Below are 23958 nucleotides of genomic sequence, written 5' to 3' on the forward strand. Positions count from 1 at the left end.
ACAAAGGAAAGGCAAACCTAACTTCTATGTCGGGGTGGGCTGGGTCACATCTGTTCGTCAGGCCACCCGCACCTGGCGAAGTTCGTGCTCGATCGCGTCGGTCGTGGTGACCACACCGCAGCGTCGCGCCGCGTAGTCCATCGCCATGAGGTGCTCCTCGCGGCTGAAATCGGCGGTAGCGTCGAGCACCACGAAGGGGCGCACATCGCTCATGAAAGCCTCTGCCGCGCTGAGCATCACGCCCATGTGCGCGTACACACCCGTGACGATCAGCTGATCGCGGTTGTAATGACTGAGCAGTTCGCGCAGGTCGGTGCGCTGGAACGCCGAGTAGCGCCACTTGGTGACCTGGATGTCGCCGCGCTGCGGGGCGAGCTCGGGCACCACCTCGGTGTCGATGCCGGTCTCCAGACCGGTGCCCCAGAAGTCGGCGAGGATGCCGCGCCGCGAGGGGTGCTGGTCGCCGGGCTGCATCGTGTAGATCACCGGAATGCCCGCCCCGGTGCAGATCCGGCGGATGCGCGCGATATTGGCCAGTGTCGAGGAGATCGGTTCCTGTTCTCGCTCATAGGCATTGATGAAGTAGCGCTGCATGTCGTGGATCAGCAGGGCGGCGCGACCCGGATCGATCGACCACGACACCCGGTTCTCGGCGACCTCCTCGGGCGCGGGAATCGAATACGGTGCGATCGGCGGAATTGCCACGGTGATCTCCAGCTCAGGGGGTTGGGACAGACAGGAACGGTCGGCGGCGAGCGCCTCACATATCGAGGGTGGCGCCGCCGTCGACGCGCAGGTCGTGCAGCGTGATGTGCCGCGCGGCGTCGGAGGCCAGGAACAGCACGGCCTCGGCGACATCGGCGGAGTCGGCGACCCGGCGCAGCGGGATACCGAGTTTGTAGCTGCCGGGATCGCCCGCGACGATCCGGTCACGGGCGTCGGCGGCGAGGGCCCCCGAAGCCGCGGACCACATCACGCGCAGCATCGGGGTGTCGGTGGAGCCGGGCGAGACCAGGTTCACCCGCACGCCACGGCCCGCCACCTCCAATCCCAGCGCTCGCGCGAACGACGCGGCGGCCGCCTTGGAGGCGCCGTAGGCCGCCATGCCCGCGCGCGGGGTCGCGCCCGCGTTGGAGGTGACCACGACGATGGCGCCGCCGCCCGCGTTCACCAGTTCGGTGGCGGCGCGGCGGGTGACGTTGACGGTGCCGGTGGCGTTCACCGCGAGGCACCGATTCCATTGCGCCTCAGTGAGTTCCGCGACCGGTCCGGTCTCGAGCACCCCGGCCGCGTGTACGACGACGGCGGGTGCGCCCAGCGCGGCGACGGCCTCGTCGAAGACGCGGTCGACCGCGTCGCGATCGGTGACATCCACCACCCCGGCGTACCCGTCGACGCCGAGCTCGGCCAATACCTTGTGCACCGCGGGGTCGTGGTCGAGCAGCGCGATCGGTGCGCCGCGGTGGGCGAACGCCGCCGCGACCGCGGCACCGATACCCCCTGCGGCACCGGTGATCACGACCGGCCCGAATTCTTCCGCGACAACTGGCATGCTGTTTAGCCTAAACTAACCTAACTGACGATTACAACGCCAATTGGAAGGTTCGATGTTGGACACCCACCTGCCCGGCTTCACCCCGTGGCCCGCCGCCGAGGCGCGTAAGTACCGCGAGCTCGGACTGTGGACCGGCGAGACCTTCGATGATGTGTTGCGGGCCCGCACCGCCGAGAATCCGACCGCGCTCGCCGTGGTCGATCAGGCGCGACGTTGGACCTATGCCGACCTCGACGCGCGCGTGGACGAATCCGCCTGTGGCCTGGCCGAACTCGGCATCGCGGCCGGTGACCGGGTGCTGGTACAACTGCCCAATATCGCCGAGTTCGTCGAGGTGATCTTCGCGCTGTTCCGGCTCGGCGCACTGCCGGTGTTCTGTCTGCCCGCGCATCGTCGAGCCGAGTTGGTGCCGATCGCGCGGGCCGGCCGTGCGGTCGCGATGATCACCTGCCATCACCATCAGCTCTTCGATCACGCGGCGCTGGCGGCCGAGGTTCGCGCCGAGGTTCCCGCGCTCACCCGGCTCATCGTGCTGCCCGATCGGGACGGGACCGCCGTGCCCGAGTATGCGATCAACTTCTCCGAACTTCGCGGAGCACCAAGGAATTTCCCGCGCGCCGACCCCTCCGATGTGGCGTTCCTCCAGCTGTCGGGTGGTTCCACCGGCATCCCGAAGCTGATTCCGCGCACGCACGACGACTACCTGTTCAGCGTGCGTCGCAGTGCCGAGCTCTGCGAACTCGACACCAGCACTGTGTATTTGGCCGCGCTGCCGGTCGCGCACAACTTTCCGATGAGTTCGCCGGGGATCCTCGGCGCGCTGTGGGCGGGCGGGACCGTGGCGATGGCGGCCGATCCGACCCCGGCGACGGCCTTCGCGGCGATCGAGGCGTTCGGTGCGACCATCACCGGCCTGGTGCCGCCGCTGGCCCGCCTGTGGGCCGAACGCGCCGAAGCCGGTGGGACGCCGGATATCTCGTCGCTGCGGGTGCTGCTGGTGGGCGGGGCCCGCTGCCCCGACGAGTTGGCCGCGCGGCTGGGTCCGGCACTGGGGGTGACGTTGCAGCAGGTGTTCGGGATGGCCGAGGGGCTGGTCTGCTACACCCGGCTCGATGATCCGGCCGAGGTGATCATGTCCACCCAGGGCAGGCCGATGTCGGAGCACGATCTCGTCGCGGTGGTCGACGAAGAAGGCGAGCCGGTACCGCCGGGCACCGACGGACTCCTCCGGACCAAGGGCCCCTACACAATTCGGGGCTACTACGACAATCCTGCCGCCAACGAGCGCTCGTTCACCGCCGACGGCTGGTACCGCACCGGTGATGTGGTGTGCCTGCGCCCGGACGGCAATCTGGTGGTCAAGGGTCGCCAGGACGATCGGGTCAATCGCGGTGGCGAGAAGGTCTCCGCCGAGGAGCTCGAGGAGCATCTGCTGGCGCATCCGGCGGTGCGCGACGCGATCATCGTCTCGGTGCCCGATTCCCATCTGGGCGAGCGGACCTGCGCGTTCGTGCTGGCCACCGATCCCGCCTTGCCGCCGACGCTGCTCAGTGTGCGCAAGTTCGTGCGGGAGCGCGGGGTGGCGGCGTGGAAGCTACCGGACCTGGTGGAAGTGGTGGACAGCTTCCCCGAGACCGGGGTCGGCAAGACCAGCAGGCGCGCGCTGCGTGCGGCTCTGCTGACCGCCTCGAACCACGGAAACGCCTCGTGAGCGCGCCGCGGCGCAGCCGGATCAGCGACATCATGCCGCTGACCCCATTGCAGCAGGGTCTGCTGTTCGTCTCCGGGCTCGGCACCGAGGTCGACGTCTACACCGTGCAGGCGACCATCGAGATCACCGGCCCGCTCGACGGTGACCGGTTGCGGTCGGCCGCCCACGCGGTGCTCGAGCGGCACCCGAACCTGCGGGCCTGCTTCCGCACCCGCAAGACGGGCGAACCGGTCGCGATCATTCCGTCGAGTGTCGAGATACCCTGGCGCACGGTCGATCTCACCGAGCTCGCCGATGCTGCGCTGGCGCAGCGTTGGTCGGCGGTGCTCGACGCGGACCGCGCCGACCGGTTCGATCCGGCCACCCCGCCGCTGCTGCGCTTCACCCTGGCCACGCTCGGCCCCGACCGATTCCGGTTGCTGCTCACCAATCACCACCTGCTGCTCGACGGGTGGTCCTCACCGCTGTTCGTGCGCGAATTGTTCGCCCTGTACCCGGATCCCGATCCGGCGGCGCTGCCCCCGGTGCGCCCCTTCCGCGATTTCCTGCGCTGGCTCGACGACCGCGACGACACCGCCGCCGTCGCCGCGTGGCGCACGGCGCTGGCCGGTATCCCCGGCCCGACGCTGCTTGCCCCGACCGGCGCCACCCGCAATGCTGTTCGGCCACAACGCCATACGCTGCCGTTGAGCGCTGCGGTCGGTGCCCGACTCGGAGAGCGGGCGCGGGAATTCGGCGTCACCGTCAATGCCATCGTGTCGGCGGTGTGGGGCCTCACGCTGGGTCAGGCGGTCGATTCCGGCGATGTGCTGTTCGGTTCCACGGTGTCCGGGCGCAGTCCCGAACTCGAGGGCGTCGAGTCGATGATCGGCATGTTCCTCGGCACCTCGGTCGTGCGGGTCCGACAGGAGGCGGGCGACGATCTGGTCGAGGTGGTGCGGCGCGCGCACGAGTCACAGACCGCGACCATGGACCACCAGCACCTGGGCCTGCCCGCCATCCAACAGGCGGGCGGCCACGGCGAATTGTTCGACACTCTGCTCGTTTTCGAGAGCTACCCCGATGCGCGCGAGGCGATGCGAGCGGTCACCGAAGCCGCCGGCCTGACCATCGAATCGGTGCAGCCGCGCGACTCCACGCACTACCCGCTCACGGTCACGGTCATCCTGGAACCGACCCTCACCGTGCACCTCTTCTACCACGACACGGTGTTCACCCCAGCCGATATCGACACGCTCGCAAGGCATTTCACGACCCTGCTCACGCTCGTGGCCGACGAGCCGAAAACCCGCCTGGCCGAGCTGGACCTGCGCACCCCCGCCGAGCGCGCCGACCTCACCCGCTGGGGCCGGGGCGCGTCCCGCACCACCCGTCCCGCCGATGTCGCCACGGTCATCACCGCCCGCACCGACGACGCCGTGGCGATCCGCAGCGCGGGCACCGACTGGACCTACGCGCAACTCGCCGACGCCACCCGCCGCCTCACCGCCGAACTCCACCGCCGTGGCATCACCGCCGAGGACCGCGTGGTCGTCGCCCTCCCCCGAGGCTTCGCCTTCGCCGCCGCCCTCCTGGCGATCCTGCGCACCGGCGCCACCTACGTCCCCCTCGACCTCGCCTACCCCGCCGACCGCCTCGACTACATCCTCACCGACGCCGCCCCCACCCTGGTCATCGGCGACGTCGACGCCACAGCCCCACACCTACCCGTGGACCGACTGACGACCCTCCTCGCCTCGAGTCACCCCGGCGACCACCCGACGCCCCCCGTCGCCCTCGAACAAACCAGCGCCCCTGGCCGACTCGACACCCTGACACCCGGCCCTCCTGCGGACCAGCCCAGCGACACGCAGACACCCGGTACCACCACGGGACTGCCCAGCGACTCGCCGACGCCCCCGTTCACCACGCGCCACGGGTCGGACACCGCGACCATCGACCCGAACCACCCCGCCTACCTCGTCTACACCTCCGGCTCCACGGGCCGCCCCAAGGGCGTGCTCGGCACCCGCGCGGCGCTCAACGGCCGGATCGCCTGGGCTGTCGAGGACTGGCAGCCGGGGACCCCGGATGTGCGCCTGTCGAAGAGTTCCTTCGCGTTCATCGACGGCACCACCGAGCTGCTCGCGGGACTGGCGGCGGGCGCGCTGGTGGTGATCGCCACCGACACCGAGCTGCGCGATGTCTCGGCGCTGGCCGCCCTGATCGACGCCGAGAACATCACCCAGCTCACCGCCGTACCGACCCTGGCCACCGAACTGATCACGCACGCCCCCGCCCTGCGCGACCGGATCACCACCTGGATTCTCAGTGGCGAGCGCACCAATCCCGCGCTACTCGAACAACTTCGATCCGCCGACAGCCGAATCATCAACTCCTACGGCTCCTCCGAGGTCGCGGGCGATGTGACTTGGCAGCGGATGCGCGGCGATGATGTCGCGATCGGCCGTCCCGTCCCCGATGTCGAGCTGGAAGTGCTCGACCGGTTCCTGCGCCCGGTGGCCCCCGGCGCGGTCGGCGAACTGTACGTGCGCGGCACCCAGCTGGCCCGTGGCTACCACGGCAACCCGGCCGCCACCGCGACCCGTTTCGTCGCGGGCCCCGGCGGTGAACGCCGTTATGCCACCGGCGATGTGGTGCGCTGGCGGCGCGACGGTGTGCTCGACTACCTGGGTCGCGGCGACCAGCAGGTCAAGATTCGCGGTAACCGGGTCGAACCCGGCGAGGTCGATGCCGCGCTCAGCGCACTCCCTGGCGTCCACGGCGCCGCGACGGTGGCCGTGCCCGACGGAGTCGGCGCGATGATGTTGCGTTCCTTCGTCATTGGGCCCGACCTGGACGCGGGTGCGCTACGCCGCGCCCTCGCCCAGACCCTTCCCTCGTACCTGGTTCCCGCCATCGAGCTCGTGGCCGAGATCCCCCGCCTGCCCGGCGGCAAGGTCGACAAGCGCGCCCTCGCCGCACACACCGGCCCCACCACGGGGTCCCGCGCGGCGAACACCGAACTCGAGTCCGACCTTGTCACGATCATCGCCGAGGTCCTCGGACTCCCCGAGTTCGGCGTCGAGGACGACTTCTTCGCTCGCGGCGGCCATTCACTACTGGCGGCCCGCGTCGCCATCCGAGTCCAGGCCGAACTGGGACACCCCCTCTCCGTACGCGACCTCTTCGACCACCCGACCGTCGCCGACCTGGCCTCCGGTCTGGAATCCCACACCCTCACCACCATCGCGCTCCCCCCGATCACCCCCACCGAACACGGTGGCGCCGTTCCCCTTTCCCACGCCCAGCACCGCCTGTGGGCGGTGGAGCAGATCGCGGGCGCCACCGGCGCCTACAACCTGCCCTTCGTCCTCGAACTCCACGGCACCCTCGAGATCGACAGCCTCCGCGCGGCTCTCACCGACCTCGCCAACCACCACCCCGCCCTCCGCACCCTCCTCACCGACACCGACGGCGAACTCACCCAGCGCGTCCTCGCACCGGGCCAACAGATCCCGTGCACCATCGCCGACCTACACGACGTTCCCACCGGCCACCCACCGGTGCGGCACTCTCCAACTACCGGGACCATCGGCGAACACACCGAAGAGATTCCCGCCGCTGCCCACGAGGAGCTCACCGACTCCGATGCCGTGTCCAGCGAACTCCCGAGCATCGCGGTGATGGCCGAGATCGAACGCCTGGGCGCCCTCCCGTTCCGCCTCGACACCGAGCTGCCGATCCGCGCCGCCCTCCTGCGCACCAGCCCGGATTCCGCCCTGCTCCAGGTCTGCCTGCACCACCTCGCCGGTGACGAGTGGTCCACCCCGATCCTGTTCCGCGACTTGTCCATCGCCTACCGCAGCCGCGTCCTCGGCAGTGCCCCGACCTGGTCACCCCCGCGCCTGACCTACGCCGACTACGCCAGCTGGCAGCGAACAACAGGTGACGCCCTGGCCCCGCACCGCGAGTTCTGGTCGAACACCCTGCGAGGCGCACCGGAAGAACTCGCACTCCCCTACGACCGCCCGCGCCCAGCCCAACCCGATTTCACCGGCGCGGCAGTCGATTTCACCATCGCCCCGATCCACACCATGGCCCTCGCCGAGCTGGCACGCCAGACAGGCACCACCGGCTTCATGTTGGTCCACGCCCTGGTCGCCACCCTGTTGGCGAAACTGTCCGGCAGCCGCGACATCGTCGTCGGCACCCCGGTCTCCGGCCGCACCGTGGCCGGGGTCGAGGACATCGTCGGCCTGTTCACCAACACCGTGGCCCTGCGCACCGACCTGTCCGGCGACCTCGATTTCACCGAACTCCTCCGCCGCGTCCGCACCACCGACCTGGCCGCCTTCCAACACCAGGACCTCCCGTTCGACGTTCTTGTGGAACTCGCGGACCAGGAGCGCGTCACCGGCCGTACCCCGCTGTTCCAGACCATGGTCCAGTACCGCACCCCCATCACCGCCCCGGATTTCGCCGGTCTGCGCGCCGAGATCCGCCACCCGAACGTCACCTCCGCCAAGTTCGACCTGACCTTCGACTTCCTGGAACACCAGGGCGGCGGCATCGCGGCCCGCATCGAATATTCCTCGGCCCTCTTCGACCGCTCGACCGTCGAGACGATCGCCCAGCGTCTGCGCCACCTCATCGACACCGTCACCGCCGACCCGTCGATCCCCCTGCGGACGCTGTCGATCCTCGATCCGTCCGAACACGACCAGCTCCGCCACTGGAACGACACCACCGCCCCCTTCGACCCCCACCTCGACCTATCGGCCCTGATCGCCGACACGTGCCGCACCCACCCCGACCGAACCGCCCTGATCCTGGGCGACCGCACCATGACCTACCGCGACCTCGATCGCGCCGCCACCGTGCTGGCCACCGAACTCGACGCCCGAGGGGTGGGCACCGACGACATCGTCGCGATCGCCCTGGACCGCTCGTTCGCCCTGCTGGTGGCGGTACTCGCCATCCACCGGGTCGGCGCCGCCTACCTGCCCGTCGATCGCGGCTACCCGGCCGACCGCATCGAGTACATGCTCACCGACGCCCGCCCGTCGGTCCTGATCGACGATCGCCCACACACCGCGATCGAGGGCGTGGCGTCCCTGCTCGTCGACGAGAACGGCGCACCGGCGGTCCCGACCACCACCGGCCGCACCCTGCCCGCGCGCACCCTCCCGGCCGCACGCGCGGCCTACGTCATCTATACATCAGGTTCGACCGGCCGCCCCAAGGGTGTGGTCGTCGCGCACGACGCCATCGTCAACCGCCTGCGCTGGATGCAGCACGAATACGCGCTGACCCCCGACGAACGCGTCCTGCACAAGACCCCGATCAGCTTCGACGTCTCGGTGTGGGAACTGTTCTGGCCCTTGACCATCGGCGCCACCCTCGTCCTCGCCGCCTCCGACGGCCACCGCGACCCCGCGTATCTGGCCGAGCTGATCCGCCGTGCCGAGGTCACCACGGTGCATTTCGTGCCGTCCATGCTGAGCGCGTTCCTCGCCGAACCGAGCCTGGGCGGGCTGCCCGGTTTGCGCCGAATCCTGTGCAGCGGTGAGGCTCTCACGCCCGCGCAACGCGACCGCTGCCACGAACTCCTCGACGTCGAACTGCACAACCTCTACGGCCCCACCGAAGCCGCCGTCGACGTGACCGCCACGGCGGTTCCGGCGAGCGCGGACCCGACAGTCCCCATCGGCGCACCCGTCTGGAACACCCGCATCCACATCCTCGACCGCGACCTCACCCCGGTCCCGATCGGCGGCTTCGGCGACATCTACCTCGCCGGTGTGCAGCTCGCGCGCGGCTACCTGCACCGCCCCGGCCTCACCGCCGAACGATTCGTCGCCGACCCCCGGTCCACCGACGGCGCCCGCCTCTACCGCACCGGCGACATCGGCCGCTGGAACACCGCGGGCCAGGTCGAGTACGCGGGCCGCTCCGATTTCCAGGTCAAGATCCGCGGCCAGCGCATCGAACTCGGCGAGATCGACGCGGCCCTGCACGCGATCGACGGCGTGGAACGGGCGGCGACCCTGGTGCACACCTACGACGACGGCCGACACAACCTCGTCGGCTACGCGGTCTCCTCCCGCGATGGCCGCGCCATCCGCACCGACCTGGCCACCACCCTGCCCGCGCCCATGCTGCCCGTCGCGATCATCGTGGTCGACGAATTCCCGGTGACCCCCAACGGCAAACTCGACCGCACCGCTCTGGCGAAACTCGTTCCCGCCGAGGACGAATCCGCGATCGAACCGCTGGATGACCGCGAAACCCTGGTGGCACAGGCGATCGCGGAAGTCGTCCGATCCGTCGCGATCGAAACCCTCGGCCCCGACAGCGACTTCTTCGCCCTCGGCGGCGACAGCATCGTCGCCCTGAGCCTGGTCGGCAAACTGCGTAAACGCGGCCTCGACCTCACCGCCCGCGCGGTCTTCGAGCACCGCACCCTGCGCGCCATGGCCGCCGCCGCGACCGCGGCGGGCACCGTCGCCGACGACGACACCGTCGGCCCGGTCCCGCTCACGCCGATCGTCAGCGCCCTGGCCCTGCGCACCGGCCCCAGCACCCGGCTCAACCAGACCGTGGTCGTCCGCGTCCCCGCGAGCACCGCCACGACGACGACCCAGCAGATCATCACCGCACTTCTCGCCCGCCACGACGCCCTGCGCCTGCAGGCGACCAAGGTCGGCGATCACGTCTGGACCCTGCACACCCGATCCGCCACCACGCTCGACGCGACCACCCTGCTCGACACAGTGGAAGTCCCTGCCGCCCAGGATGTTCCGGCGGCACTGGCGACACTGGCCGACGCCGCCGCCGAAAAACTCGATCCCGAATCGGGCGTGGTCATCCGCTTCACCCACGCCGACCGCGGCCCCGGCGAACCCGGCTACCTCGTCATCGTCGCCCACCACCTGGTCGTCGACGGCGCCTCGTGGCGGATCCTCCTCGACGACCTCGACCAGGCCCGCGACCGCGAGCTCGACCCGGTCCCGGTCTCCCTGCGCAGCTACGCGACCGCCCTGACCACCCAGGCCAACTCGCCCCAGCGCATCGCCGAACTCCCCCACTGGCGGTCGGTCCTGGCTCCCGGCGCGAATCCCCTTGCCCCCGGCCCGTATTCGGGCACGATCGGCGACCTGTCCGAACTCGACATCGAAGTCGGTGACGAGGTGGCCGCCACCATCACCGCCCCGGCCCGGCCCATCCCGACCACCGACCTGCTTGTCGCGGCCCTGCGCCTGGCGGTCACCCGCTGGCGCGCGGGCACCGGTGACCTGACCGTCGACGTGGAACGGCACGGCCGCGACGGCTTCGGCGATCTCGATCTGACCCGCACCGTCGGCTGGCTCACCAATGTCACCCCCGTCCGTCTCCCCACCGGCGAGGACCCGGACTCCGCGGTGCTCACTACCGCGGCCGCGATGGCGGCGGCCCCCGACGGCGGCATCGGCTTCGGCATGCTGCGCTACGCCAACCCGCGCACCGCCCGCGTCCTCGCCGCCCTGCCGCGCCCGCAGGTGCTGTTCAACTACCTGGGCCGCGTCGAATTCGGCACGGCGGCGGACTGGCGACCGGCCCCCGAGGCCCGCGCGGTGTCGGCGGCGGCCGACGCGGACCTGGCGGTCGACTACCCCCTCGAGATCAATGTGCGGGCCGAGGCCGCCGGCAGTCAGGTGCGGTTGCGCGCCCGATTCACCTACCTGCCCAGCGCCATTCGGCACAGCGATGTCGCGCTGCTCGCCGAACTGTGGGCGCAGGCGCTGACCGAGGTGGGGGAACTGACAAAGCCGACCCGATCGGGTTAGATAAGCCTATCCCAACAAAGTGCAATGAATGGAACAACAATGAGTAGGCTTTCCCTCGCGCGTATCCGTCCGGGTGCCCGCGCCGTCGTCGCCGCCCTCGCGGTGGCCGGTCTCGTCGCCGGCTGCGGCGGGTCCGATTCCGGCAGCACGGATTCGACCAGTGCCGCACCGGAGACCCGCGTGGTGACGGGCACGGCGCTCGGCGATGTCGAGGTTCCCGGCGAGCCGAAGCGAGTGATCGCGGGCTGGCTGGTCGGCACCCTGCTGGTGGACAACGGCATCACCCCGGTCGGCATGTTCGACGATCTCAAGCTCAATGCCAGCCCGACCGCGCTGGCGAAGGTCAAGGACGTGCCCTCGGTGGGCGGCGTCGAGACCTCGGTCAACCTGGAGAAGATCGTCGAGCTGAAGCCCGATCTGATCGTCACCATGGTTCGCCCCGGCATGAAGGGCATCGACCTCGACGCACTGAAGGACATCGCGCCGACGGTCGCGATCGAGATCAACGACCCGACCGGCGTGTGGGCCAACTACGGCAAGGTCGCCGAGGTGGTCGGGAAGGGCGCCGACGCCAAGCAGCGCCTGTCGGACCTGGACAAGACCTGGGCCGAGATCGCCATCGCCAACAAGGACAAGATCGCCGGGATCGGCGAGGTCGTCTACGCCGAGGGTTCCGCGCAGGCGGGCAACTTCCAGATCGGGACCAACAAGGCGCTGTCGTATGAGCGCCTGACCAAGTCGGGTCTGACCTACTACACCGGCGCCGACCCCAACCCGGCCCGCTACAACCAGCAGATCTCGCTCGAGGACCTGCCGCGCCTGGCCTCGGCCAAGGCGATCTTCTTCGAGGCCGACATCACCGGCAAGCCGACCGCCCGCACCCAGGCGCTGCTCGACTCGCCGGTGTTCAAGGCGCTGCCCGCCGTCGCGGCGGGCAATGTCTTCGCGCTGCGCACCCCCTACGCCTACACCTTCGAGGCGGCGGGCCTGCAGGCCGAGGACATCAGGAACGCGATCACGACGTTCAAGTCCGCGGCGTAAGCCGTTCGACGACGGCACCGGCGCCGCGTTCGCGCGCGCCGGTGTCGTCGGTGTTTTCCGCGCGTACGCGCCACATTTCGACCGATGGGAAGTGCTGCCAGTGACCGATAACGCGACGACGACCGAAACCCGTGGCGTCGGCACCGCTTTCGCACTCACCTCGGCCCAGCAGGAGATCTGGATCGGTTCGGCGCTGATCGCCGACGCCAGTGGATTCACCGCGGGCGCGCTGGTCGCGGTCACCGGGCCGGTCGACCTGGACCGATTGCGCGCATCGATGAAATCCATACTGGCGGTGGCTGATCCGCTGCACATCAGCATCCGCGACGACGACGGTGGCTTCGCCCAGGAGCACAGCACCGAGCCGGTCCCGCTGGTCACGGTCGACCTGTCCGACCGCCCCGATCCCGATGCCGCCGCACGCGCGTGGATCGAGACGGACATGCACGTGCCCTACGACCTGAGTCACGGCCCGCTGGCCCGCACCGCCGTGCTCGTGCTCGCGCCCGACCGGGTCCTGGCCTACCTGTCGGTGCACCACATCGTCGGCGACGGCATCTCGATCGCGACCGTGCTCGCCGCCGTCATCGACGCCTACTACCGTGGCGGTTCGGCCGCGCCGCAACCGAATTGGTCCGCCGAGGCCCTCAGTGAGGCCGACCGTGCCTACCGGGAGTCGCCGCGCCTGGCCATCGACACCGAGTTCTGGAAGAGCTTCGTGGCCGCCGCACCGCCCGCCGGTGCGCTGTGTGACACCTCGATCATTCCGGTCGGGCAGCCCGCCAACGTGGAAGTCGAAGTCTCCTACGAGGTTTCGCATCGACTGTTCGGGCTGGCCGAGCAGTGCGGGGTGGGGACCTCCCGGGTCGTGTTCGCCGCCGCCATCGGCTACCTGCACTCGGTGACCGGACTCTCGGACATGACCGTCGCCGTGCCGATGTCGGGCCGCACCACCGCTCCGCTGCGCGCCAATATCGGGTCCACCTCCAACGTCCTGCCGTTCCGGGCGCGACTGCTCCCCGGCGACACCGTGCGCACCCTCACCGCACGCCTGCATCGCGAACTCGGTGCGATCAAGCAGCACAGCAACTTCCGTGGCGAAGCGGTGAGCAGGCTCGCGCGTTCGAGTGGGCGCACCGAGCGCCTGATGGGCGCGGGCATCAACATCCTGCCCGCGATCCCGGTCCTGGCCGCCGGTGAGGACCTGCGCTGGACCGTCGACCTCGTGTCGGCGGGCCCGGTCGGCGATATCGAGATCCTGATCCACGTCGACCACGCCGCCAAGGTCATCCGCAGCACCCTGCGCGGCCCCCGCGCCGCGGCCGCCGACCTCGACCACCACCGCCGCGCCTTCGCCGCCTACCTCACCACCATCCCCACCGACGCCGACGCCCGCTTCGGCCCCGCCTTCGCCACCCCGGTGACCCGCCCCGCCCAGGCCACCGGCCCGCTCGCGCCCCTGCCCGGTGTCGAGGACCTGCTGCGCGCCGGGGCCGACGCCCTCCCCTCCGCCGCCGTCACCCGCCTGCCGGTGCCCGCCGAACTCGGCGAAAATGCTGTTCACGCGGTCGTCCAGGCGCTGGTCGACCGCCACGACAGCCTGCGCCTGCGCGCCGAGGAACTCGCGCCGGGGTTGTGGGACCTCGAGGTGCGCCCCGTCGGCGAGGTGGTCGCGGCATTCACGACCGACCCGATCGACCCCCGCACGCTGATCCACGCCGAGGAAGGCGTAGTCCTCGCGGCCACCTTCACCCCCGGATCGGCGCTGCCCACCGAGTTCGCGACCGGAACCCCCGCTTCTCGTGACGTGAACACCACCTCCGACTCCCTCGGTGGACTAGACACGGTAGCCGGAGCCGACGACAGTTCCGATCCCGAACCGGGCCCCATGGAGACTCCCAGCGCAGCAGGCGAACTCGCCCTCGCGATCCACCCGCTCGCCGCCGACGCCTTCTCCTGGCCGGTCCTGGCCGCCGAACTCGCCGCCTCCTTCGCCCAACTCCTGCGCGGCCAACCGATCGCCCTCCCCACCCCCGCCGCGACCCTCCGCGATTTCGCCGAAGCCGCCAACACCGAGGCCACCTCCCCGGAGTTGGTCGCCCAACTCCCCACGTGGCAGCGCATCCGCACCTCTTCGACCCGCCCGTTCACCACCTGGTCCCCAGACCACGCCCCGCGCACCGAGCCGATCCAACCCACTGCGGAATCCGATCCATCGGATGCGCCGCCCTCTGCCGATGGCCCCACCCCGGGCGAATCTGCCGCCAGCCCACTCGATGACCCGACCCACACCGAGCCGCTCGCCGCCCCACCAACGCTCACCACCGCGCCGGGGTTTGCGAACGCGGGGACGCTCGCCACCGCGACGGGCGGGGCCGGCACCGATTCGGTGTGCTCCGAACCCGTGCGGTTGCAGGTGCCCGTGGAGCAGTTCGCCCGCGACCTGGCCGCGCTCGCGGTGTGGATCGAATCGGCGGTGCTCGCCTCGATCACCCTGGCGACCGGGGAGATCTGTGGCATCGGTCGGCCCGACGCGAGCATCGTCGTCGATGTCGCTCGGGATGGGCGCACGCTGTCCGAGATGGACGCGGCGGGCCAGGTCGGACGGTTCGGTATCACCGCGCCGGTCGCGCTGCGGGTGCAGACCGACCCGGTGGTCGCGCTCGCGCAGGCCCGGCAGCGGCTGCGCGAACAGGACGCCACCGCCACCGGTTACGCCCTGCTGCGCCACCTGAACCCGCAGTCCCAGCTCCTGCTCGACAGTGTCGACCGCGCGGACTTCGCCCTGTCGGTGGTCGACCACAGCGCCCTCGGTTCGGCCACGGTCGACCTCCCGACCGCACCGCGCACGGCACCGCTGAGCATCGACATCGTCGTGCGCGATCTCGACGCCCGCCGCACCCTGGATGCGACGATCACCGCCGACGACACCGTGCACCCCGACCTGCTCGCCGAGTTCGCGCGGGTCTGGGCGAAGACCATTCGGGAACTGGCCGAGCTGGCCGCCGACCCGGCCAACCGGGTGAATCTCGTGCCCGCCGACCTGAAGCGGATCGAGCTGACGGTCAGCGAGGTGACGGCCGTCGAATCCGTCAGTCCCGCACTGCTGCAGGACATCTGGCCACTCTCACCCTTGCAGCAGGGCCTGTTCTTCCAATCCGCCTACGCCACCGACGCGTCCCCCGACATCTACACCGCCCAGTTCACCCTCGAATTCGACCGCGCTCTCGATCCGGTGCCCCTGCGACAGGCCCTGACCGACCTGCTGCGCGCCCACCCGGCGCTGCGGGCGGGTTTCGTGGACGCCGGGCTGCCCGAGCCGGTGCAGATCGTCGCGCGAGATCCGCAGGTTCGGTTGCGGGTGGTGGATCTGAGCGCGCTGTCCCCAGCCGAGAGTGCCGAGCGGGTCGAGGCCGCACTGGCCCAGGATCGCGCCACCGGTTTCGAGCTGGCCGCGCCGCCGCTGTGGCGAGCCACGCTCTACCAGCGCGCCGGGGCGGGTTCGCTGCTGGCGGTGAACCGGCAGTTCATGCTGTGGGACGGGTGGTCCAACGGCCCATTCATCGGCGCGCTGCTGGCGGGCTATGCCGCCCACGCCGCCGGCGAGACCCCGGTTGTCCAGCAGCACTATGCCTTTGCCGAGTACCTGACCTGGACCCGAGGCCAGGACATCGAAGCAGCCCGCCAGTACTGGCACACCTCGCTGGCCGAGTTGACCGAGCCCTGCCTGGTCCGCCCGGACGCGACCATGCAGGTGGCCGTGAGCCCCGAGGTCCGCACGGTGTCTCTGTCGCGGGAGAACTCCGCCGCCCTCGAGCAGGTGGCCGCCCAGCATTCGGTCACGGTGAACACTGTCCTCAATGCCGCCCTCGCACTGACCATCTCGCGCCTACTGGGCCGTTCCGACATCGTCTTCGGCAATACCGTCGCCGGGCGTCCCCCGGAGATCCCCGACATCGGCACCGCGATCGGCATGTTCCTCAACACCGTGCCGGTACGTGTGCGCCTGCGCCCCGACCTGACGCCCGCCGAGCTGTTCGCCCAGGTCCACCACGACCGACTCGACCGCATGGAACACGAGCACCTGCCCCTGTCACGGATCATCGAATCCACCAGTCACCGCCAGCTTTTCGACGTGCTGTTCGTCCTCCAGAACTTCATCGACGACGCCACCCTCGGTGCCGAACACGGCATCATCGGCGGCACCAGCCTCGACCACACCCACTACCCGCTGACCATCGTCGTCACCCCCGGCCCGCAACTGACGGTGAAACTCGAGTCGCGCCCCGACCTGGTCGAAGCCGAGCAGGCACAGCGCTTCCTCGACGAATTCACCGGTCTACTCGATCTTTTCGCCACCGAGTCGCTCACCGCGCCCCTGGCCACCGTCGACACCGGCGCGCTGGCGGGTGCCACGATCGCCGGGCACGTCTGCGAGGTCGGCACCGACAGCATCGCCGACCTGCTGGCCGCCCAGTCGCTGCGCACCCCCGACGCCGAGGCGCTCGTCCTCGGCGAGCGCACCCTGACCTTCGCCGAACTCGACGCCGAGATCAACCGGTTGGCCCGGGTGCTCAACCGCACCGGTGCCCGCCCGGAAACCTATGTGGCGCTTGCGATCCCGCGCACCATCGAGATGGTCGTCGCCCTGTTCGCCGTACTGCGCACCGGTGCGGGCTACGTTCCGCTCGAGCTCGAGCACCCCGACGACCGTCTGCACGCCATCCTCACCAAGGCCACACCGGGCGTGCTGCTCACCACCGAGTCCGCCGCCGACCGTTTCGATGTCACCGTGCCCGCGCTGGTGCTCGACAGCGAGAAGGTCCTGGCCGAACTGGCCGCCACCGATCCGTCCCCGCTGGCCGACGCCGAACTCGGCACCTTCGCCCGCACCAACCCCGACCGACTCACCCACCCCGCCTACGTCATCTTCACCTCCGGTTCCACCGGCGAACCCAAGGGCGTGGTGACCCCGTACGCCGGGTTGACCAATATGCAGCTCAACCACGAGCGGGAGATCTTCGCCCCGGCCATCGAACTCGCCGGTGGTGGGCGGTTGCGGATCGCGCACACGGTGTCGTTCGCCTTCGACATGTCGTGGGAGGAACTGCTGTGGTTGGCCTTCGGGCACACCGTCCACGTGTGCGACGAGGAGTTGCGCCGCGACCCGACCGCCCTGGTCGATTACTGCGACACCCACCGCATCGACGTCCTCAACGTCACCCCCACCTACGCCGAACACCTCATCGCCGAGGGCCTGCTCGCCCACGATCCGGCGACCGGCAAGCACCGTCCCGCCCTGGTCCTGCTCGGCGGTGAAGCCGTCGGTGTCGGCGTGTGGGATGCCTTGCGCGACACCGAATCCACCTACGGCTACAACCTCTACGGCCCCACCGAGTACACCATCAACACCCTCGGCGGCGGCACCTACGACAGTCCCACCCCCACGGTCGGTCGGCCGATCTTCAATACTGATGCCTACCTGCTGGATTCGTGGTTGCGTCCCGTGCCGGACGGTTCCATCGGCGAGCTCTACGTCAGCGGAATCGGTTTGGCACGCGGCTATCTCGACCATCCGGCACTCACCGCCGAACGCTTCGTCGCCGACCCGGCCGCGCCCGGACAGCGCATGTACCGCACCGGCGACCTGGTGCGTCTCGACGCCGCGGGCAATCTCGAATTCCACGGCCGCAGTGACGATCAGGTCAAGATCCGGGGCTACCGGGTGGAACCGAGCGAGATCGCGGCCGTGCTCAGCGGACTGGCCGATATCGAGCGGGCGGTGGTCATCGCCGACAAGTCCGAGGACTCCGCGCGCCTGCTGGCCTTCGTGGTCCTGACCCCCGGCACGGCCGCCCAGCGCACCGACGCGATCCGCGGCGAACTGGCCGGACTGCTGCCCTCGTACATGGTGCCGTCCAGCGTCACCGCCCTCGCGACGATCCCGATGACGGTCAACGGCAAGCTCGACGTGTCGGCGCTGCCGATCAGCCGGGCCACCGGCGGTGCCTCGCGGCCTCCACGCACCGTGCTCGAGCGGGTGCTGTGCGAAACCTTCTCCGAGGTGCTGGGCCGGGTGGCCGGGGTCGAGGACAGTTTCTTCGATCTGGGCGGGCACTCGCTGCTCATCATGACCCTGCGCCGGGCCCTGCGCGACCGCCTCGACCTCGACATCCCCATCGCCGACCTGTTCGGCTACGCCACCCCGGAGACCCTCGCCGCCAAGATCGAGGGCGGGGGCGGGGTCGCCAAGATGACCGCGCCGGTCCTCACCCTGCGCCACGGCGACGGCGACCCGGTCTTCTGCCTGCCGCCCGGCACCGGATTAGGTTGGCAGTACACCCAATTGACCCGCTATATCCCCGAAGACGCACCGGTGCACGCGATTCAGTCGCCGTTCATCACCGGCGAACGCGAGGTGAGCACCGACCTGGCCGAATTGGCCTGCCGCTATGCCGATCTCGTCGTGGCGACCGCACCGGACCGCGACTACCGCCTGATCGGCTGGTCCTTCGGCGGCAATGTCGCGATCGCCGTGGCCGCCGAGCTGCGGGCGCGTGGCCATCGGGTGCCCTCGGTCGTGCTGCTCGATTCGGCCGCCGAAGTACCGCGTGAGTATCTCGAGCGGGCGGCCTTGGTCAGTCCCGCTGCGGCAGCACTCCTTTCGCTCGGCATCGCGGTGCCGCCGACCGAGTTCGAAACCCTCGGCATCGCCGACGCCGTGGCCCGGGTGCGCGCCACGGAGAACTTCATGGCCCATTTCGACACCGACACCATCGAAGCCGTCATCCACGGCAGCGCATGGAGTCTCACCGTGATGACCCACGCGCAGTACCCGGTCTTCGACGGCGACGTGCTGTTCGTGCGCGCGGCCGCCGGCGCGCGCGTGCTCACCGCCGAGGCCGCGCGCCGCTGGGAACCCTTCGTGGGCGGTGCGCTGCGCCTGGTCGAGGTCGAGGCCACGCACGCGCAGATGCTCGACCGCACGGTCGTCGACGCCTACGGCCCGGAACTGGAACGGGAGCTCACCCGATGACAACCATGGTCGCCGCCACCCCGCTGCCGCTGTCGGCGGCGCAGAGTTCGATCTGGTTCGCCCAGCAGCTGCAACCGCGCAACCCGATCTTCAATATCGCCACCGCCGTCGAGATCGTCGGCGACCTCGATCACGGGGTGTTCCGGCGCGCGACCGAACGCACCATGGCCGAGGCGACGTGCCTGAGCATGAACATCGCCGAGGGCGAGTTCACCCAGCGTCCCGGCGACCCGATAGCACCGCTGGGCGAGATCATCGACCTGTCCGGGGCCGAGGATCCGTGGGCGGCGTTCCACACGTTCATGCACGACGACGTGACCCGCGTGCACAGCCTCGCGCAGGGCCCACCTTTGCGCCACGAGCTGATCCGCCTCGCCTCCGACCGGCACCTATGGTTCCTGCGCTGCCATCACGCGCTCATCGACGGCTACGCGGTGAACCTGATCTTCCGCCGGGCGGCCCTGGTCTACACGGCCCTGGCGGCGGGTCGCGAACCCCGCGGCGGCTTCGGCGAACTCGCCGAACTCCTCGACGAGGAGCAGCGCTACCTCGACTCCGATCAGCACCGCCTCGACTCCGATTTCTGGGCGTCGGAGTTGCGCGGCGTCGGGCCCGGGGTGGTGTTGCAGCCCGGTGCCGAGCGATTGGCCCGCCGCGTGCGATTCGCCGAAATCACGCTCGGCACCGACACTTTCGCCTCGGTGAACCAGTTGGCCGAGCGGACCGGCTCGAGCTGGGGCACCGTGGTGACAGCTGCCTTCGCCGCCTACCTCGCCCGGCGCACCGCCCGCCGCGACATCACCGTCGGCTACCCCGTGATGAACCGCCTCGGTTCAGCGGCGGCCCGCATCCCGACGATGAACGTGAACCTGCTGCCGCTGGTCTTGGCTGCGGACCCCGCCGCGACCCCCCGCGACCTGGTTCTACGAACCCACGCCGCCATCACTCGAATGCAGCCACACCAACGTTTCCGAGGCGTTCCGGTCGGCGACGGAACCCGCCTGGCGAGCGGTTTCAGCGACCGCATCGGACCGGTCGTGAACGTGAAGCCGTTCGGCGACGAGGTCCGCTTCGGTGCCCTGCACGGCACCATCCACTCGCTGTATCGCGGCCCCGTCCAAGACCTTTCGGCCACCATCTCCGCGACCACCGGCGGCGACCTCAAAATCCAGTGCGACGCCGACGCCGACCTCTACACCGCCGAAGACCTCGACCACCACCTCCAGGCCCTGCGCCGCTTCTTCCACGCCTTCGCCGCGCCGAACACCGATGAGGCGGCCGTGACCGTGCGGTCGCTGCCCCTGGACGATCCGGCCGAGATCACGCGGCTGCTCACGGAGTGGAGCGGTGCGGGCGTCGGCGCACCGAGTGTTCGCCCGGTCTCGCCGGTCGAAAGCATGGTCGGCGAACCGATTCCGACGGATGCCTCGGCCACCGACCGAGCTGTGGCCCTGCCCAACAGCGCGACTCCCGCGCTCGACAGCACGGCGCCCAGGCTCGACAACGCGACTCTCACGCTTGACAGCACGGCTCCCGCGCCCGACAGCACGGCTGCCGCGCTCGGCGCCGTGGGGTTCGATCACCCGGGCCCGGCCGAGGTGGCCACCACCCTGGTCGACCAGTTCGCGACAGCGGTCCGCGAGCGTCCGAACGGGACCGCAGTCGTCGTGGACGGCCGCCCCCTGTCCTTCACCGAACTCGACCTGGCGTCGAACATCCTGGCCCGCAGCCTGATTCACCGGGATGTTCGCGTGGACGACCGCGTCGCCCTGCACCTGACCTCCAGCATCGAGATGGTGATCGCCATCCTCGGCGTGTGGAAGGCGGGCGCGGCGTACGTCCCCGTCGACCCGACCTACCCCGACGACCGCGTGCGCTACATCCTCGAGGATTCCGCCGCGGCCGCGGTCCTGACCGCCGCCGATATTCGCCGTGCTGCGTTTGCCGACACCGAGGTCCCCGCCGCCGACATTGGCGGTGCGGAGTTCGCCGACACCGAGGTCGAACGGCGCGGGGCGCTATCCGCCGACAGCGCCGCCTACGTCATCTACACCTCCGGCTCCACCGGCAAGCCAAAAGGTGTCGTGGTCCCGCATCGCGGCCCACTGAATCTCCTTCGCTCCCATCGGCGTTACACGATCGACGCCGAGGCGGCCCGGGCGCTACGGGTGCTCAACACCTACAGCTTCTCGTTCGACTCCTCGATCGGGCCGCTGATGTGGATGCTCGACGGCAACGAACTACACGCCCTCGGCCGGGACGCGGCACTGGACGCGAGCGGAGTAGTCGAGTACGTGCGCAAGCACCGCATCGACTACATCGACGCCGTACCGGTGCTGATGGAACAGTACGTCGAACTCGGACTTCTCGACCCCAGCGCGCATCGCCCCGGACGCCTGGCTGTCGGCGGCGAGGCTGTGCCACAACGCTTCTGGACACGCCTGCACGCCGAACCCGACCTGCTGGCGTTCAACCTCTACGGCCCCACCGAGGCCAGCGTCGACTCCGGTTTCGCCGTGGTCGCCGACGCCCCCGAACCCACCATCGGACGCCCCACCTACGGCGGCCGCCTCTACGTCCTCGACCCCCTACTCCTCCCGTGCGGTGTCGGCCGCGCCGGTGAGCTCTACATCGGCGGCCCCCAGCTGGCGCGCGGCTACCACGACCGATTCGCTCTCACCGCACAGCGTTTCGTCGCCGACCCGTTCGCACCCGGCGAACGCCTCTATCGCACCGGCGATCTCGTCCGCTGGCGCGCCGACGGCCAACTCGAGTTCATCGGCCGCGCCGACGACCAGGTCAAGATTCGCGGCTACCGCGTCGAACTCGGCGAGGTGGAGAGCGCACTCGCCCGTCACGTCGACGCCGAACGCGTGGTGGTCGACGCCCGCAGCGGTTCCAACGGTTCCGTGCGCCTGGTCGCCTACCTGGTGCGCCGCGAAACCTCTTGGACCGCCACCGAATCCGACGAACTGCGTCGCGTCCTCGCCGACGAACTCCCGGACTACATGATCCCGTCCGCCTTCGTCGGTATCACCGAACTCCCTCTGGGCCCCAACGGCAAGGTCGACCGGGCCGCCCTCCCCGAACCACAGCGCGCCACCGGCCACCACACCACGACCGCCGACGACCGTATCGGCGCGATCTGCGCCGTCTTCGCCGAAATCCTCGCCCTCCCCAGCGTCGGCCCCGACGACGACTTCTTCTCCCTCGGCGGCGACAGCATCGTCTCCATCCGCCTCACCACCCACCTCAAACGCATCGGCGTCCACACCACCCCCCGCGACGTCTTCGAATGCCGCACTCCCGCAGCCCTCTCGGTGCGCGCCGAAGCCACCACCGTCACCCGGATCAGCGAACCCGACGGCTACGGCATCGGCCCCATCCCCCTCACCCCCATCATCACCCGAGTCCTGGGCCACGGCGGCAACCTCGACCGCTTCTCCCACGCCATGGTGCTCCACGCCCCGACAGACCCCGACCTCGCGACCCTCGCCACTGCCGTTACGGCCTTGCTCGATACCCACGACATGCTGCGAGCCCGCCTGCTCGATGTGCCCGGCCCGCCAACCACCGGCGACCGCAGGCTCGATGCGGCCGACCCGACGATCCATGCAACCGGCACGACAGCCCCGCATATCAGCGCGCTGAGAGGCTCCGCCCACCACGGCCTGCTCGACGCAGCGGAGACAGCAATTCCGAACGCGTCCGAACGCGACTCGTCCGGACAGATCGGCCACACCACGAGCCACCGTGCCCAGCGGCTGCTCGTCGTACATCCCGATGAATGCGATTACACGGGAACGGTTTCCGAGCACCTCCTCGACCACCCCGGCGGCGAGCAGTCCGTCCTGGACACCCTCGCCGACGAACTCACCCCCACCACCGGCACCCTCCTGCGCGTCGCCCTCCTGCGCTACCGCGACGACACCGCCCCCCGCATCGCCATCCTCGTCCACCACCTCACCATCGACGGCGTCTCCTGGCGCATCCTCCTCGACGACCTCACCACCGCCTACGACCTCGCGGCAACAGGCGCCCCGATCACACTCGACCCCGTCCCCACCTCCTTCCGCCGCTGGGCAGAATCCCTGAACGACCTGGGCCGCACCGGCGCCCTCACCCCCCAACTCCCGTATTGGACCGAGACCGCGACCACCCGCACCGCGAGTTCCTTCGGCCGGGAACTGGACCCGACCCTCGACACCGCCGCGACAGCCCGCAGGCACACCGTCGAAGTCTCCGCCGACATCACCGAAATACTCCTCACCGAACTCCCCCACCGCTTCAACGCCGGCATCCAAGACGCCCTCCTCGCCGCCCTCGCCATCGCCTACGCCACCCTCGGCACCCCCGACGTCGTCGTCGACGTGGAAGGCCACGGCCGCGAAGAACACATCGTCCCCGACGCCGACCTCTCCCGAACCCTCGGCTGGTTCACCAGCTTCTACCCCGTCCGCATCAACCTCACCGACGTCGACCCCACCGACCCCGGCACCATCCTCAAACTCACCAAGGAAAGCCTCCGAGCCGCCCCCGACAACGGCATCGGCTACGCCATTCTCACCGAACTGGACCCCACCGCAACACAACTCGCCCACCGCCCCCACCCCGAAATCCTCTTCAACTACCTAGGCCGCCTCTCCACAACACCGAACCCCGCCCCCTGGACCCCGGCGGACCCCACCACCCCCCTCCAGGTCCGCCACCACCCCACCATGCCCACCACCCACCCCCTGATCATCAACACCATCGCCCTACCCACCCCCACCGGCACCACCCTCCACGCCGAATGGACCTATTCCCC

General features: G+C 69.9%; 7 protein-coding genes and 2 pseudogenes. 7 read left to right on the plus strand and 2 right to left on the minus strand.

Annotated elements, in window-relative coordinates:
- Positions 1-57 precede the first annotated feature (57 nt).
- Both ACFP3H_RS09485 and ACFP3H_RS09490 read right to left on the minus strand, forming a co-directional pair.
- The gene (locus ACFP3H_RS09485; RefSeq protein WP_378602590.1) at positions 58-705 is read right to left on the minus strand and encodes an isochorismatase family protein; all 648 of its coding nucleotides are present in this window, start codon (positions 703-705) and stop codon (positions 58-60) included.
- Between the two features lie 55 nt (positions 706-760).
- On the minus strand, positions 761-1552 hold the full coding sequence (locus ACFP3H_RS09490) for an SDR family oxidoreductase (RefSeq protein WP_378602593.1): 792 nt from the start codon (positions 1550-1552) through the stop codon (positions 761-763).
- Positions 1553-1607: 55 nt separating this feature from the next.
- On the opposite strand from ACFP3H_RS09490, the gene ACFP3H_RS09495 reads away from it, so the two are divergent.
- From ACFP3H_RS09495 to ACFP3H_RS09515, 7 genes and pseudogenes are all read left to right on the plus strand, one after another.
- Positions 1608-3266: a (2,3-dihydroxybenzoyl)adenylate synthase gene (locus ACFP3H_RS09495; RefSeq protein WP_378602596.1), complete on the plus strand. Its 1659-nt coding sequence runs from the start codon at positions 1608-1610 to the stop codon at positions 3264-3266.
- On the plus strand, positions 3263-11074 hold the full coding sequence (locus ACFP3H_RS09500; protein ID WP_378602599.1) for an amino acid adenylation domain-containing protein: 7812 nt from the start codon (positions 3263-3265) through the stop codon (positions 11072-11074). The genes ACFP3H_RS09495 and ACFP3H_RS09500 overlap by 4 nt, the downstream gene beginning before the upstream one ends.
- A 39-nt stretch (positions 11075-11113) precedes the next feature.
- On the plus strand, positions 11114-12115 hold the full coding sequence (locus tag ACFP3H_RS09505) for an ABC transporter substrate-binding protein (protein WP_378602602.1): 1002 nt from the start codon (positions 11114-11116) through the stop codon (positions 12113-12115).
- A pseudogene (locus ACFP3H_RS26340) lies at positions 12012-16466 on the plus strand (condensation domain-containing protein); the annotation flags it as partial. The gene ACFP3H_RS09505 and the pseudogene ACFP3H_RS26340, both read left to right, overlap by 104 nt.
- A 99-nt stretch (positions 16467-16565) precedes the next feature.
- Positions 16566-18341 (plus strand): annotated as a pseudogene (locus ACFP3H_RS26345) (non-ribosomal peptide synthetase); the annotation flags it as partial.
- 27 nt (positions 18342-18368) lie between these two features.
- Positions 18369-19151 carry a thioesterase domain-containing protein gene (locus tag ACFP3H_RS26350; protein ID WP_465263757.1) on the plus strand — a complete coding sequence of 261 codons (783 nt, stop codon included), beginning with the start codon at positions 18369-18371 and terminating at the stop codon, positions 19149-19151.
- The coding region (locus ACFP3H_RS09515; protein WP_378602608.1) for an amino acid adenylation domain-containing protein at positions 19148-23958 on the plus strand (4811 nt) is incomplete at its 3' end. The genes ACFP3H_RS26350 and ACFP3H_RS09515, both read left to right, overlap by 4 nt.

The sequence above is a fragment of the Nocardia lasii genome, assembly GCF_042658545.1.
Taxonomy (GTDB): Bacteria; Actinomycetota; Actinomycetes; order Mycobacteriales; family Mycobacteriaceae; genus Nocardia; species Nocardia lasii.

Bases quoted from the DNA above. Each gene is read 5' to 3' on its own strand.
- ACFP3H_RS09490 (WP_378602593.1), bottom strand. From the start codon at position 1,552: ATGCCAGTTGTCGCGGAAGAATTCGGGCCGGTCGTGATCACCGGTGCC.
- ACFP3H_RS09495 (WP_378602596.1), top strand. From the start codon at position 1,608: ATGTTGGACACCCACCTGCCCGGCTTCACCCCGTGGCCCGCCGCCGAG.
- ACFP3H_RS09505 (WP_378602602.1), top strand. From the start codon at position 11,114: ATGAGTAGGCTTTCCCTCGCGCGTATCCGTCCGGGTGCCCGCGCCGTC.
- ACFP3H_RS26350 (WP_465263757.1), top strand. From the start codon at position 18,369: ATGACCGCGCCGGTCCTCACCCTGCGCCACGGCGACGGCGACCCGGTC.